The sequence below is a fragment of the Diaphorobacter nitroreducens genome (assembly GCF_002214645.1).
In the GTDB taxonomy this organism is placed as follows: Bacteria; Pseudomonadota; Gammaproteobacteria; order Burkholderiales; family Burkholderiaceae_C; genus Diaphorobacter; species Diaphorobacter nitroreducens.
The window spans coordinates 1,701,661-1,717,204 of the sequence record NZ_CP016278.1 but is presented as its reverse complement, the minus strand read 5'-3'; the positions used below and the strand labels follow the sequence as shown (position 1 = coordinate 1,717,204).

The 15,544-nt window shown below is 63.7% G+C and carries 8 protein-coding genes, 1 tRNA gene and 1 pseudogene; 7 read left to right on the top strand and 3 right to left on the bottom strand.

Going from position 1 to position 15,544, the window contains the following annotated elements:
- Positions 1-147: 147 nt before the first annotated feature.
- The 5 genes from hsdR (at position 148) to BA022_RS08000 (ending at position 7,158) form a co-directional block, all read left to right on the top strand.
- On the top strand, positions 148-2,631 hold the full coding sequence (hsdR, locus tag BA022_RS08015) for an EcoAI/FtnUII family type I restriction enzme subunit R (RefSeq protein WP_088887114.1): 2,484 nt from the start codon (positions 148-150) through the stop codon (positions 2,629-2,631).
- 99 nt (positions 2,632-2,730) lie between these two features.
- A complete protein-coding gene (locus BA022_RS08010) occupies positions 2,731-4,212 on the top strand; it encodes a type I restriction-modification system subunit M (RefSeq protein ID WP_088887113.1) in 1,482 nt (493 codons plus the stop codon).
- Between the two features lie 11 nt (positions 4,213-4,223).
- Positions 4,224-5,897: a restriction endonuclease subunit S gene (locus BA022_RS08005; RefSeq protein WP_148665146.1), complete on the top strand. Its 1,674-nt coding sequence runs from the start codon at positions 4,224-4,226 to the stop codon at positions 5,895-5,897.
- A 2-nt stretch (positions 5,898-5,899) separates the two neighbouring features.
- Complete coding sequence (locus BA022_RS19110; RefSeq protein ID WP_148665145.1) at positions 5,900-6,769, top strand: hypothetical protein; 870 nt, start codon at positions 5,900-5,902, stop codon at positions 6,767-6,769.
- A 128-nt stretch (positions 6,770-6,897) separates the two neighbouring features.
- On the top strand, positions 6,898-7,158 hold the full coding sequence (locus BA022_RS08000) for an integrase core domain-containing protein (protein WP_228403747.1): 261 nt from the start codon (positions 6,898-6,900) through the stop codon (positions 7,156-7,158).
- A 179-nt stretch (positions 7,159-7,337) separates the two neighbouring features.
- Here the strand turns inward: BA022_RS08000 and BA022_RS07995 are convergent.
- The 3 genes and pseudogenes from BA022_RS07995 to BA022_RS07985 all read right to left on the bottom strand — a co-directional run bounded on the left by BA022_RS07995 (position 7,338) and on the right by BA022_RS07985 (position 11,313).
- A tRNA-Arg gene (locus BA022_RS07995) sits at positions 7,338-7,414 on the bottom strand.
- Positions 7,415-7,624: 210 nt separating this feature from the next.
- Positions 7,625-9,444 (bottom strand): annotated as a pseudogene (locus BA022_RS07990) (M14 family metallopeptidase).
- Positions 9,445-9,579: 135 nt separating this feature from the next.
- Positions 9,580-11,313, bottom strand: a complete 1,734-nt coding sequence (locus BA022_RS07985) for a DEAD/DEAH box helicase (RefSeq protein ID WP_088887111.1) — start codon at positions 11,311-11,313, stop codon at positions 9,580-9,582.
- A 256-nt stretch (positions 11,314-11,569) separates the two neighbouring features.
- Between BA022_RS07985 and ettA the strand changes: the two genes are divergently transcribed.
- Complete coding sequence (gene ettA / locus BA022_RS07980; RefSeq protein ID WP_015912846.1) at positions 11,570-13,231, top strand: energy-dependent translational throttle protein EttA; 1,662 nt, start codon at positions 11,570-11,572, stop codon at positions 13,229-13,231.
- A 57-nt stretch (positions 13,232-13,288) separates the two neighbouring features.
- A complete protein-coding gene (locus BA022_RS07975) occupies positions 13,289-15,517 on the top strand; it encodes a DUF1631 family protein (RefSeq protein ID WP_088887110.1) in 2,229 nt (742 codons plus the stop codon).
- Positions 15,518-15,544: the final 27 nt, after the last annotated feature.

The window sequence follows — 15,544 nt, the reverse complement described above, 5'->3', positions numbered from 1 at the left end:
TCGGTGCGTCTCCTTTGTGGCGCTTAGGACACGCTATGAGACGGCTTTAATGGTAGTGATTCTTTCGGTGGTCTCGGGCAGGGGCGGTAGTATCCGGTAACAACCACACGCCGCCTTTGCATGCACTGGGATGGTGCGAACTGCCGAATGGATAAAACCAAACTCTCCGAAAGCGACATTTGCGAAAAGTTCATCCGGCCGGCCATGGAGCAGGCGGGCTGGGACGGCATGGACCAGATCTACCGGGAGTACCCGTTGCGCGCGGGCCGTGTGGTGGTGCGCGGCAAGCAGGCCCAGCGCGACAAAAGCACCGTGCTGCGTGCCGACTACGCCCTGTTCTTCAAGGCCAACATCCCCCTGGCCGTGGTGGAGGCCAAGGACAACCAGCATGCCGTGGGCGCAGGCATGGGGCAGGCCATCCAATATGCCGAGCTGCTGGGCGTGCCGTTCAGTTTCGCCAGCAATGGCGATGGTTTCGTGTTCCGTGATGCCACGCTGGCCGATGGTGTGCTGGAGCGCAACCTGACTCTGGAGGAATTTCCGTCACCTGCCGAGCTGTGGAGTCGCTACTCCGCCTGGAAGGGCTGGTCCGCCGAAGAAAGCCGCATCGCCGGCTTTGACTATGCCCCCAACAAGACCCCGCGCTACTACCAGCTGAACGCCGTGAACCGCGCCGTCGAGGCCATCGCCGCAGGGCAAGACCGCGTGCTGCTGGTCATGGCCACGGGCACCGGCAAGACCTACACCGCCTTCCAGATCATCTGGCGCCTGTGGAAGAGCGGCGCCAAGAAGCGCATCTTGTTCCTGGCCGACCGCAACATCCTCATCGACCAGACCATGGTCAACGACTTTCGCCCCTTCAAGGGTGCCATGGCCAAGCTCAGCCCCAACGCAAAGGGCGTGGAGCGCGTCGATGCGCAGGGCACGGTGTCGGTCGAAGACGTGGACTTGGCTGTCAACAAAACCACCAAGCTGGTGGACAAGAGCTACGAGATTTACTTGTCGCTGTACCAGGCCGTCACCGGCACCGAGGAAGAGCGCAACATCTACAAGCAGTTCAGCCCCGACTTCTTCGACCTGATCGTGGTGGACGAATGCCACCGGGGCAGCGCGGCTGAAGACTCCGCCTGGCGCGACATCCTCACCTACTTTGCCGGCGCCACGCAGATCGGCCTCACCGCCACGCCCAAAGAAACCAAGGACGTTTCCAACACCGACTACTTCGGCGAGCCCGTCTACACCTACAGCCTCAAGCAAGGCATCGAAGACGGCTACCTGGCGCCGTACAAGGTCATCCGCGTCGATCTGGACAAAGACACCTTTGGCTGGCGCCCCACGGCGGGCATGACCGACAAACACGGCCACGCCATCGAAGACCGCATCTACACCGGCGCCGACATGAACCGCAAGCTCGTGCTGGAGCAGCGCGACGCCGTGGTGGCCGCCAAGATCACCGAATACCTCAAGGCCACCGACCGCTATGCCAAAACCATCGTCTTTTGCGAAGACATCGACCACGCCGCGCGCATGCGCCAAGCGCTGAGCAACGCCAACGCCGACCTGTGCGCCACCCAGCCCAAATATGTGGTGCAGATCACCGGCGACAACACCGAGGGCAAGCTGGAACTCGACAACTTCATCGACCCCGAGAAAACCTACCCGGTGATCGCCACCACCTCCAAGCTCATGAGCACCGGGGTGGATGCCCAGACCTGCAAGCTCATCGTGCTGGACCAGACCATCAAGTCCATGACGCTGTTCAAGCAGATCATCGGCCGTGGCACCCGCCTGCGCGAAGACCTGGGCAAGACCTGGTTCACCATCCTCGACTTCAAGCGCGCCACTGAACTGTTTGCTGACAAGGACTTTGATGGCGAGCCCGTGCAAATCTACGAGCCGGGCAGCGGGCAGCCCGTGGCGCCGCCCGAACCGGCAATGCCAGGCGACATTCCGGGCGACGCAGGCACGCCCGGCGGTGCGTCAAACCCTCTGAACCCTCTTGACCCCCTGAACCCTCTTGGCCCCTTCGCGGGCGGCGGTGGTGCGGGTGCCGGCCCCAAGAAATATGTCCTCGGCAACAACGTCACCGTGTCCGTGGCCCGCGAGCGCGTGCAGTACCTCAACGCCCAGGGCAAGCTCATCACCGAAAGCCTGCGCGACTACACCCGCATCAACCTGCGCAAGCAATACGACTCGCTCGACCAGTTCCTGCAGGCCTGGCAGCAGGCCGACCGCAAGGCCGTGCTCCTGCAAGAGCTCGAAGGGCAGGGCGTGCCGCTGGAGGCCTTGGCCGACGAGGTAGGCAAAGACCTCGACCCATTTGATCTGCTGCTGCATGTGGCCTATGACCAGCCCCCGCTCACCCGCCGCGAACGCGCCCGCCGCGTGCAAAAGCGCAACGTCTTCACCCAATACGGCCCCGTGGCCCGCAAGGTGCTCGACGCCCTGCTCGACAAATACGCCGACGAAGGCATCGCCACCATTGAGAGCAACGAAGTCTTCAAGCTCCAGCCCTTCACCGACCTGGGCAGCCCGGTGGAGCTGGTGCGCAGCTTTGGTGGCCGCCCCCAATACCTCAGCGCACTGCAGGCGCTGGAGCAAGCGCTGTACGCTACGCACCCGGCCCACTAGCTGTGTGCCGCTGAGTACCGCCAAATACTCCTGATTTGATAGCTGCTAGCGCTTGATGGATAAGCGCTAGAGCCTGTTTTTGCGTAAAGCCCGCGTTCCATGTCCAATCTCACCCCCGTCATCAAATCCATCCAAGACATCATGCGCCAAGACTCTGGCGTGGATGGCGACGCGCAGCGCATCAGCCAGCTCACCTGGCTGCTATTCCTCAAGGTGTTCGACGCGCTGGAAGAAGAACTCGAACACACCCGCGACGACTACCAAAGCCCCATCGCCGAGCACCTGCGCTGGCGCAATTGGGCGGCCGATGCCGAGGGCATGACCGGCGACGCCCTGCTCGACTTTGTGGACAAGCAACTCTTCCCCGCCCTCAAGGGCCTGAGCGCCGACCCACAACGCAACCCGCGCGGCTACGTGGTGCGTGGCGTGTTTGAAGACGCCTACAACTACATGAAAAGTGGCCACCTGCTGCGCCAGGTGGTCAACAAACTCAACGCCATCGACTTCAACCGCCAGGCCGAACGCCACCAGTTCAACGACCTGTACGAAAAGATCCTGCGCGACCTGCAAAGCGCGGGCAACGCGGGCGAGTTCTACACCCCCCGCGCCGTCACCCAATTCATGGTGGACATGACCAACCCCCAGTTGGGCGAAAGCGTGATGGACCCCGCCACCGGCACCGGCGGCTTCCTCGTCTGCGCCATCGAGCACCTGCGCAAACAGGTGCACAACGCAGAACAAGAGGCCGTGCTGCAAAACAGCATTCGGGGCGTGGAGAAAAAGCAGCTTCCGCACATGCTGTGCGTTACCAACCTGCTGCTGCACGGCATTGAAGTGCCCAGCCAGATCGTGCACGACAACACCCTGGCCCGCCCGCTGCGCGACTACACCGCTACAGACCGCGTCAACGTCATCCTCACCAACCCGCCCTTTGGCGGCATCGAGGAGCCGGGCATCGAGCAGGGCTTTCCCGCCGACGTGCGCACCAAGGAAACCGCCGACCTGTTCCTGGTGCTCATCCAGCACCTGCTCAAACCCGGCGGCCGCGCCGCCGTGGTGCTGCCCGACGGCTTTTTGTTTGGCGAAGGCGTCAAGGCCCGCATCAAAGAACAACTGCTGCAGCACTGCAACCTGCACACCATCGTGCGCCTGCCCAACGGCGTGTTTGCGCCCTACACCGGCATCAAAACCAACCTGCTGTTCTTCACCAAAGGCCAGCCCACCCAGCACATCTGGTACTACGAGCACCCCTACCCCCAGGGCGTCAAAACCTACAACAAGACCAAGCCCATCCGCATCGACGAATTCGACGCCGAAAAAGCCTGGTGGGGCACCGAGGCCGATGGGTTTGCCGCCCGCGTGGAAAACGAACGGGCCTGGAAGGTCAGCATCGACCAGATCAAGGCCGCAGGCTACAACCTGGACCAAAAGAACCCCCACATTGGCGAACAGCCAAGCCACGACCCCGACGCGCTGCTGGCCGACTACGCCCGCCTGCAGGCCGAGGCCCAGGCCCTGCGCGATGAGCTCAAGGGCATCCTCGCCCAGTCTTTATCAGCCAAAACAGCCGCTAGCGCTTGAGGAATAAGCGCATGCTGCTATCAAATATGGAGCTACTCGCCACCGCCCCCGGTGGCGTCGCCAAACTGCGCGAACTCATCCTCACCCTGGCCGTGCAAGGCAAACTGGTGCCGCAGGACCCGGCCGATGAACCGGCGGGTGTGCTGCTGCAGAAGATTCGGGCGGAGAAGGATCGGCTGATCGCTGAAGGCAAGATCAAGCGGGACAAGCCGGTGGCGGGGATTGCGGAGGAGGAAAAGCCGTTTGAGTTGCCGCAGGGGTGGGAGTGGGTTCGCTGCGACGACTATTTCCTCGAACTCTGCACTGGCCCCTTTGGTTCGATGATTCATCAAGAGGACTACGTTCACGATGGCGTTCCGTTGATAAATCCTTCCCACATGATCGGTGGGCGCATCATTCATGACCCACGCGTGACGATCAAGGTCGCCGATGCAGAGCGGTTATCCGCTTATGCCCTCAGCGCTGGGGACATGGTGCTTGCGCGTCGTGGCGAAGTCGGACGCTACGCGTACGTTACGGAGCAAGAGCACGGCTGGCTATGTGGCACCGGAAGCTTCTTTGTACGGCTGTATTCGCAATGCAATCGCGAATACTTGGGCCTGATCTTTAGCGACGTGCGTTTTCGCCAGCATTTGCAGGGTGAGTCTGTTGGCACAACGATGACCAACTTGAACCAGCGCATCTTGCTCAGTGCGTTGTTGGCGCTCCCACCCCTTGCCGAACAATCCCGCATCGTCACCCGCGTCGAAGCCCTCATGCGCCTGTGTGATGCGCTGGAGGCCAAGGGCCAGCTGGAGGCCGCGCAGCACGCCCAACTGGTCAGCACCCTACTGGGCACGCTCACCGCCAGCACCACGCCCGACGAGCTGGCCGCCAACTGGCAGCGCGTGGCCCAGCACTTCGACCTGCTGCTCGACCGCCCCGAGGCCATCGACGCCCTGGAGCAAACCCTGCTGCAACTGGCCGTGCGCGGCCTGCTCGTGCCCCAAGACCCCACCGACGAACCCGCCAGCGCCCTGCTGCAAAAAATCCGCGCCGAAAAAGACCGCCTCATCGCCACCGGCCAGATCAAGCGCGACAAACCCCTGCCACCCATCACCGACGAGGAAAAGCCATTTGAGTTGCCGGTGGGGTGGGAATGCGTACGGATGGGCGCCTTAATTGAGTTGGTATCCGGTCAGCATCTAGGGCCAAGTGAATACGTAGACGGTCTTACTGCGAGCTTGCCTTATTTGACAGGTCCAGCAGAGTTTGGTGCGCTATCACCTGACCCGACACGATCAACGCACGAACGACGTGCGGTAGCAATCTGCGATGACATTCTGATCACGGTGAAAGGATCAGGAGTTGGGAAGCTGAACGTGGTGAAACACGATGAAATGGCTATCAGTCGGCAGTTGATGGCTATTCGACCGATTCTTTTGAATCCGGAATTTCTGATGATCTTTTTGCAGACGATGTCTCTTTACTTCCAAGCGAAGTCGATTGGCATCGCTATTCCTGGAATTGGTCGCGAAGACGTTACCCACGCAGAGTTTGGATTGCCTCCCCTCCCCGAACAATCCCGCATCGTCACCCGCGTCACCGCCTTGCGCCGCCTGTGCGCCGACCTGCGCCAGCGCCTGGCCGAACGCCAGTCCGTGCAGGCCCGTCTGGCCGAGGCGCTGGTGCAAGAGGTCGCCTGACCATGTCTTGGGTAGGCGAAGCCACGGGCCTGTGGGGTGTGCTCAGCAAGGGCTGGGACTGGTGGCGGGGCAGGCGCGACCCGGCCCGTCGTGCGGCTCAGCGCCTGATCCGTGCCTTTGAGGCGCATGGCGTGGCTCGGCAGCAGATCATTCGCCTAGTGCCCGCCGCTATCGCCCAGGCCAAGCCTGGGCTGGGTATGGCCGATTGCTCGTCGCCTGAACAACTCAAACCCAAGCTGACTCCGGCATTGCTGGATTGGGCGGCAGGTTATTTGAATCTGCGCAGGGATTGGTTGGACGGCAGGGAGGATGTGCCGCCGCACTTGGTTGTAGACCATTACAAGCACCCCTCCCGATACGGACCTTGGCTGCAGGCGCGCAAGGCGGAAGCGCCGGACGTGCAACGCTATTTGTCCGTCTGGAAAGCCTACGGGACCCCGGTAGGGCCGGGTGCGGATGGTCCACTGTGTCTTGTCTATGAGGAAACCATCGCAGGGCTGGACGGCATGGAGCGGTCGCGTTACTGGCTGTTGGCCGATGGATGGACCATGGGCCATGCCCCCTGTGTGGAAAACCTGGCGGCCGTGGTGCATGTGGCGCAGCAGGCGGGTGTGCTGGTGGTGGGCAAGGAGTTGAGGGCGCCTGACCTGGTGCGCCTGCAAGAAGGCCAAGCGATGGTGCCGGAACTGCTGCAGCGCACGCCGGGCAGTTGGTATCCCACCGATCTGGTGAACCCACCTCCCCAGCACGATTCGCCGTGGCGTCAGGCTATGTGGCATGGTGGGCAGGGTTTGTTGGCGCGGCCAGACACCGTCACTGCGTCCCAGGCCGCAACGCCTGCGGCAGAGCCTCTCGATCAGGCTGGCCAGTAGAGCTTGCGCACCTGTCGCGCAGCGGGAAATCGAAGACGGCCGAGTCAGCGCTGGAGCAGGCCCTGATCGCGCGCTTCGCCACGCTGGGCCGAGTACCCGAGCCGTTCCTGCTGCGTTCGGACAATGGGTTGGTCTTCACCAGCCGCAGCTTCACGGCCCTGGGAAGCTACGGACTGCGTCAAGAATTCATCACGCCGCACAGCCCTGAGCAGAACGGTCTGGTCGAGCGGGTGATCCGCACGCTCAAGTGCGTGCATCGGCATCGCTTCGACTCGCTGCAGCATGCCAATCGCCTGATCGGGGACTGGATCCATTTCTACAACCACCGGTGCCCGCACCAGGCGCTGAACATGAGAACCCCCGCTGAGGCATTCGCATTAGCGGCATGACCCATGACCTGTGCAGTTTCTGCTGGGTCAATACAGTATGTGGAGATGCCGGCAAAAGTACCAACTTTTTTGTTGGTATGTCACGGTACGCGGTGAGACGGCTTGAGACAACAAAAAACCCGCAACGCTAGGAAGCATGCGGGTTCTAAGAGGCCGTGAGATTGTGTGGAGGTCTATTTTGGCCTGCCCGGAGGGACTCGAACCCCCGACCTATTGCTTAGAAGGCAATTGCTCTATCCGGTTGAGCTACGGGCAGATGATGCAGGTATGCGGTGCGAGCGGTGATGTGCGCGCTCGGAGTGCAGGATCATACAGGCGCCCGGAGCGCTCCCGCACCAGCCTGCGCAGCCCATGAAATAGAAGACGGCATGCGGGTGCTGTGTATGATGCCAAATATGCCTTTAGCGCTTATCCAGCAAGCGCAAGCAGCTATCATTTAAAGAGTGGCCGCAGTCTGGCGTGCTCTTCAGTCCATCTCCTCAAACACCAGCGATGGAGGTGCCATGACCCGTGCCACATCGCCGAGCTGGCCGATGACATGGTTGGCGAAATAGCTGTTCTGCGTATCGGGCTCCAGCGCTGCCACGGCCAGATTGGCCAAGGGCTGGTTGAGAGACACGTAATAGCTGCCCCCCGGCACGTCGATGGCGCTGCGCATGGGGGTCACGGTGGCGCGGATGATCGGGCGGGCGCCAGGGATGGCTCCGCGCACGTCCTCTCGCTCGGAGCTCTCCCGGCTGGTTTCCTCATAGATGTCCGCCAGTACGGAGCCCGCCTCGGCGACGTGCATCACCTGGATGCCCAGCAGCTTCAGGCGCTCCACTGCATCCGTTGCGCCGCTTGCCAACCAATAGCCGCAGGGACGGTGGCGTTTTTTGACCGGCTTGAGTTGCAGCGAGGAATTCCAATCCACGCGCAGGGTCCGGTCTGCGCCGGTCTGTGGGTCCAGCATGACCAGGTCGCGCTGGCCAGGGGTTTGCGTGGCTTCCACCACGATCTCGCCACGGCATGCCTGGGAGGCAATATCCCGCGCTTCATAGGAGCGCACCTGCTCCAAGTCGGCGGCGCGGTCCACGGTGCTGCGCAGTGCACTGGTGAGGGCCGTCACCTGCGAGTGCACGCGCCGCTGGATGTGGGTGCGGCCAATGCCCACGCCGCGCGTTTCCACGAGCATGCTGACGGCATTCTTCAGACCATTCACGTTGCGGCCGGTATCGGGTTGCGTCCCTCCCATGGACAGGCGAAGGTCTTCGGCGCGGGTCGAGGTGGTGTAGTACCACTCCTGGCTCAGGCCTTCCGCTTCCAGGGCCCTGATCATGGGGTGGTGGAACCATTCCAGAGCTGCCTTGGTCATGAATTCCGGCAGGTTGGCCGTCGTTGCGTGCTGCAGCAGCACGTCGTAGCGTTGAATGGCATGGAATTTCTCGAGGAACCGTCCGGTGACGGTGTATTCATGCGCATCGAAAATGGCGATCGGGCGATAGTTGCGCACCAGTTTGGCGAGTGCCTGGGCCTCCGGAGTCTGCAAAAGCAGGTGGTCCCGGTTCATGTCGATGCCGTTGGACGTGGCCCGCGTGCCGGCCTCGGCTCCGTCGGGATTCGCGCGGGGAACGACGATCACGTTGATGCGCTCCAGCATGGGCTCCAGCAGACCCTGTGCCAGTTCGCGCGCCAGTACGAGCAATGCCTCGCTGCCGGCGGGCTCGTCGCCATGTTGCTGCCCAAGCAGCAGCACCGTGGGGCGGCGGCTGGCGTCCAGCGCGGCCACGTTGGTGCCAGCCGCGCGGGTCAGCACCAGGCCGTGCAAGGGTGTGCCGCGCTGCGATACCCCCAGGTCCAGCATTTGCACACGGGTCGTGCCGCGCTGCGCCGTGGCCAGATTACGCAGCCATTGGGTGAGTTCTGCGTTGGTGGTGAAAGCCTGGCGCCCCTCGGCGAGCCCCGGCGTTTCGTACCGCACGGAAGGCGCGGGAAAGCGTGCCGCGACAGCCGCGCTGTAGGGGAGCGCGGTGGAGGCCGGCTCGGTGGCCGGGGCGACGGGCGTTACCGTGACTGGGCTGGGCACGACTTCGCCACGCTGCACTGTTCCCAGCGGCGGCGGTACGGCGCGGGACGTTTGCGGACCAGTGGGCGCGGGGGGGAGGACTGCGCGGGCCACGGAGGCAGGGGCGTGCTGGAGCAGGCGGACAGCAGGAATGCGCCCAGCAGTGCGGTAGCGCGGTGCCGTGCAGCGATTGCGGCGATTGGCAGCGCGTAAGTGTGGGAGAGCAGATTCTTCGGCGTCATGGTGGGCGTGGCGGAAGTGGTGCTGGGGCGGATGTTACCCGGCAGCTTTGATGACCTGCGCGTGCGGCGGGGTGGTCGGCTCAGGGGCCATGGAAAAAGCCCGGCTGTGCCGGGCTTTCTGTTGTCGTGAAGGTCTCAGCGGCCGAAGCCGCCGCCGCGTGGGCCGCGGCCACCACCGCCGCCGCCGTTGCCACGGCCGAAGCCGCCCCGACGCCCGCGGTCCGCCATGCTGTCCACGCTGGTGCGCATGGGGTCCGGCTGGCTGGCACGGCCGCTGCCATGACGTGGGCCGATGCCAATGTTGCCGAGCTGCGTGCCCAGGTGGGCGTTCTCGCTGCGAGGCTGGCTGTCGTCGAAACGGCGATTTCCGCCATTACCCCCGCCATTGCCTGCACCAGCGGGACCGCCGCGGCGGCGGCCACCGGCCGTGTTCTGCGGACGTTGCTGATCACGTGGACCGGCAGTACGGCCTGCATTGCCTGCGTTGCCGCCGCGGCCCCCGCTGCCGTTCTGACCCCCGGCGCGCTGCTGGCCTTCGCCCTGGCCACCGCCTTGGCGCGAACCGCGCTGGCCGCCAGTGGCCGCCTTGTTGGTGCGGATGCGCTCCATCATCTCCTGGCGTGCCGCCTTGGCCGCTGCCTGCATGACTTCGCGGCTGGGCGGCTTGCCCGCGCCGCCCCAGATGGTCTGGCGGCCCATGGCGATGGGCTCGGCCTTCTCTCCCTCGTCCGGGCCAAAGCCGTCGATCACCTGAACGGGGATTTCCTGCTTGGTGAAGCGCTCGATCTCCATCATGAAACCTTCCTCGTCCATGCAGACGAGGCTTACGGCATGGCCCTCGCGGCCGGCGCGGCCCGTGCGGCCGATGCGGTGCACGTAGTCCTCGGGCACGTTGGGGATTTCGTAGTTCACGACGTGCGGCAGGTCGTCGATGTCGATGCCGCGTGCCGCGATGTCGGTAGCCACCAGGGCGCGGATCTGGCCCGTCTTGAAGCCCTCCAGCGCCTGGGTGCGGGCGCTCTGGCTCTTGTTGCCATGCAGCGCCATGGCCGAAACGCCGTTCTTGGTCAGGTACTCGGCCACGTTGTTGGCGCCGAACTTGGTGCGCGTGAACACCAGCACCTGGCTCCAGTCGTGCTCCTGGATGATGTGCAGCAGCACCTGCTTCTTCTTGCCGCGCCCCACGGGGTGGATCACCTGGCTGATGCGTTGCACCGTGGTGTTGCGCGGGGTGACCTGGATGCTCTGCGGGTTCTTGAGCAGTGAGTTGGCCAGTTCACGGATGTCGTCGCTGAACGTGGCCGAGAACAGCAGGCTTTGCTTGGACTGGGGCAGCAGCGCCAGCACCTTCTTCACGTCGTGGATGAAGCCCATGTCGAGCATGCGGTCGGCTTCGTCCAGCACCAGGATCTCGACGGTGGACAGGTCCATGAAGCCTTGCTGCTGCAGGTCCAGCAGGCGGCCAGGGGTGGCCACCAGCACGTCCACGCCGCGCTTGATGCGTTCGATCTGCGGGTTCATACCGACGCCGCCGAAGATCACGGTGGAGTTCAGATCCAGGTATTTGCCGTAGCCGCGCACGGATTCTTCGACCTGCGCTGCCAGCTCCCGCGTGGGCGTGAGCACCAGGGCGCGCACCCCCTTGCCGCCAAACTGGCTGCGTGGGGCTTGGCCTTCGGCCAGGCGGTGCAGCATAGGCAGCGTGAACGCGGCGGTCTTGCCGGTGCCGGTCTGTGCGCCGGCGAGAAGGTCGTGTCCAGCGAGGACGGCTGGGATGGCCTGGGCCTGGATAGGGGTCGGGTTGTCGTAGCCTTGTTCTTGCACGGCCCGCAAAATGGTCGGCGCCAGCTTCAGTTCTTCAAATGTCATGTAATTGGATGCGCCCATCCGGGGCGCTGGGTATCGGCCTGTCGCAGGCGACTTTACGGGCCGCCGAGCCAGTTTGTTAGGCAGATGATTGCAAGGGTGGGAGCCCGGAAAATTCTTCCTTCGTCCCCAGCTTGTCTAGGCTGATGCCGTGGGCAACTGGAGCCCAAGACGGGGTCTATTGTCGCATGCGCCGATAATCCGCGTTTGTGCGCAAAAAATTTTGGCGCCTTCTTCTGCCCGTTTCCTGAATAAATCCATGGCCCAATACGTTTTCTCGATGAACCACGTCACCAAGACCGTGCCGCCCAAGCGGCAGATCTTGAAGGACATTTCCCTTAGCTTCTTTCCGGGCGCCAAGATCGGCGTGCTGGGCCTGAACGGCTCCGGCAAGTCCTCTCTGCTCAAGATCATGGCGGGCGTGGACAAGGAATTCGAAGGCGAGGCACTGCCCATGCCCGGGCTGTCGATCGGCTACCTGCCCCAGGAGCCCCAACTCAATCCCGAGCACACCGTGCGCCAGGCCGTGGAAGAAGCCATGGCCGAGGTGAACAACGCCAAAGCCCGCCTGGAAGAGGTATACGCTGCCTACGCGGAAGAGAATGCCGACTTTGACGCGCTGGCCAAAGAGCAGGGTGAATTGGAGGCCATCATCGCCGCGGCCGGTACCGATTCCGAACACCAGTTGGAAATTGCGGCCGACGCGCTGCGTCTGCCGGCGTGGGATGCGGTGATCGGCAAGCTATCGGGTGGCGAAAAGCGTCGCGTGGCCCTGTGCAAGCTGCTGCTGTCCAAGCCCGACATGCTGCTGCTGGACGAACCCACCAACCACTTGGACGCCGAATCCGTGGACTGGCTGGAGCAATTCCTGCACCGCTTCAGCGGTACCGTGGTGGCGATCACCCACGACCGCTACTTCCTGGACAACGCCGCTGAGTGGATTCTGGAACTGGACCGAGGCCACGGCATCCCCTACAAGGGCAACTACTCTGACTGGCTGATCCAGAAGGGCAACCGTCTGGAAGCCGAGCAAAAAGGCGAGGAGGCTCGCGCCAAGGCTTTGAAGAAGGAACTGGAGTGGGTGCGCCAGAACGCCAAGGGCCGCCAGGCGAAGTCCAAGGCGCGTATTGCCCGCTTCGAAGAGCTGAGCGATTACGAATACCAGCGCCGCAACGAAACGCAGGAGATCTTCATTCCTGTAGCGGATCGCCTGGGCTCTAAGGTCATCGAATTCAAGAATGTCTCCAAGGCCTTTGGTGACCGCCTGCTGATCGACAACCTGAGCATGAACATCCCTGCCGGCGCCATCGTCGGCATCATCGGCCCGAACGGTGCCGGCAAGTCGACCCTGTTCAAGCTGATCGCGGGCAAGGAGCAACCTGATTCCGGTACCGTGGAAATCGGTCAGACCGTGAAGATGGCCTTTGTCGATCAGCACCGCGACGCACTGGCCGATGACAAGACCGTGTGGGAGGACATCTCCGGCGGGCTGGACATCATCAACGTGGGCAAGTTCCAAATGGCGTCGCGCGCCTATGCCGGGCGCTTCAACTTCAACGGCCAGGACCAGCAGAAGAAGGTGGGCAACCTGTCCGGGGGCGAGCGCGGCCGCCTGCACCTGGCCAAGACGCTGATCCAGGGCGGCAACGTGCTGCTGCTGGACGAACCGTCCAACGACCTGGACGTGGAAACCCTGCGTGCGCTGGAAGACGCGTTGCTGGAATACGCTGGTACCGTGCTGGTCATCAGCCACGATCGTTGGTTCCTCGACCGTATCGCGACGCACATCCTGGCAGCCGAGGGCGACAGCCAATGGGTATTCTTTGACGGCAATTACCAAGAATACGAAGCTGATAAGAAAAAACGATTGGGTGAAGAGGGTGCGAAACCGAAGCGTATGCGCTACAAGGCCCTCAAATAAGCACTTACAGGTAGTAGCATCGGGCGGACCGCCGCCCATTCTTCGTCCGTCCCCACCATGTCCCTTTCCGCGTCCCGCGCCCGTACGGTTTTTCGCGCCTGCGTTGTCAACGCCGTCAGGGACAGCGAGGCCCTGATGGAGGCGCTGGTGACTGGTACGCGCGAAGCGCTCACGGCGCAGGAATCCTCCACCCGCGACCTTCACAAGCGCACCCAGATCAGCGATGCCTTGCGCCTGCTCAAGCAGCACGAGGCGTCGTTGCCCAAGGCCTACCCCATGGCCTTGCTGGAGATTTTTGCCGAAGGCCCCTCGGCCGCGAAGACGAGGGCCGGGCAGCCCGGCGGAATGGACCTGGGCGAGCTCGCCCTCATGGACGATGCCGACGTGCTGGTCCAGGTGGAGTTGTCGCGGGCGCAGCAGATCGCCGCTCTGGCGACAGAGGCAACGCTGGCGGAACTCAACACGCTCGTCAGTTCGGCGCAGGGCCTGCACAGCGTGCAACCCGAAAGCAACCCTTTTCGCCCCGAGAACTACATCCGCGCGCTGCAGCAAGTGGTGAGCGATACCGGTGTAAGCGGGGAAGTGCGGCAGCTATGGATGAGCCAGATGCGCGAACTGCTGGGCATGCAACTGGTAAGCGCCTATAAGCGCGCCGCCCAGAGCCTGCGCGAGCATGGCGTCGAGCCCGTGGGCTATGCGGTGGCGGGAGCCCCGGGTGTGCGCAGCGGGCATGGTGGTGGATATGCCCACAGTTCCCAGATGGGCGTGGGCTACGCGCCGCCCTCGGCCTATGGTGCGCCGGCTAGCGAATATGGTGCCGCGAGCGCCTATGGCCAAGGTTACGGGGCAGGCTGGGGAGGCGCATCGGGCAACGTGGCCTTGGCGCCGCAGGCCGAAGAAGCGCTGCTGACGGTGGGTATCCTGCGCCAGATGCTGGCCGGTGGTGGGGATCCTTTCGCCTACGATGCACGCGGCGGCTATACGGCAGCTGCTCCGGCCAACGCGTACGTCACGCCGGCCGCGGCGGAAGCAATGGAAGACATTGCGCAGCTGGAACGCATCGTGGGCCGTCTGTCGGGAGGGGCCGCGGTCCCGGTGACGGGCTGGAACGGCACCTCTGCACATGCGCCGGTGGCGGCATCCCCCACGCGGACGGCGCATGAGGTCGTGAGCCGCATGATGGACAACATTGCGCAGGATTCGCGGCTGCTGCCCCCCATGCAGCGTGCCGTGCAAAGCCTGGAGCCCGCGCTGAAGGAGTTGGTGCAGCACGACACGCGGTTCTTCACGGATGAGCAGCACCCCGCCCGGCGCCTGCTGGACGAGTTGACCCAGCGCAGCCTGGCATTCAACGCCGAGGATGGGCCCGCCTTCAGCCGCTTCATGCGGCTGGTGAACGAAGCCGTAGGCCACCTGGCTTCCATTGAGATCCGGGATGCCGCACCGTTCGCCCAAGTGCTCAAGGCGCTGGAAAAGGCCTGGACCGCGCAGGAGCGTCGCCAGCTTGAGCGCCATGAAGCGCAGCAGCGCGAACTGCTCCAGCGGGAGCAGCGGGAATTGCTGGCCGAGAAGATTGCCGCCGACTTCCGCCGCCTGCCCGATGCGGACAAGGTACCGGCCGACCTGCTGGCCTTCGTGACCGGCCCGTGGGCGGACGTGGTGGCGCAGGCGCAAAGCAGCCAGCCCCAAGAAACCGGCGGAGACCCCGGAGGCTATTTGGCGTTGGTGCCGCTGCTGCTGTGCTGCGCGCAGCCCGAGCAGTTGCGCTCGGACCCGGAGCGCCTGGGGCAGGCCATTGCTGACATGGTGCCGGTGTTGGTGCGTGGGCTGGAGAGCATTGACCACCCGATCGAGCGTATTGCCGAAGTGACGCAGCGCTTGGCGCAGCTTCAGGGTGAAGCGCTGAACTACGCAGCGGCGAGCGTCTTCGGCGACACGCCGGCGGAAGAGGTCAGCCCTGAAACCCGCGCTGACGATGTGCTGTCTTCCGATACGGCCGCCGCGGCGGACCCGTCGATGGCCGGAGCAGTGGCTCAGCCCGCATTGCGCATCGGCCAGTGGGTGGAAATCATCACCAACCAGCGTGCGGTGCGAACCCAGCTCACCTGGTGCAGCCCGCACAACACGCTGTTTTTGTTCACCGGAGCCGACGCGAGCACGCAGTCCATGACGCGGCGCATGATCGACAAACTGTCCTCTGACGGGGCATTCCGCCTGATTTCCGACCAGCCGGTGGTGGACCGCGCTTTGCGCGCCGTGCGCACCAAGCCGGCCAAGCTGCGTTAGGGCGCTCCGCCGGTCGCGGGGACTGCC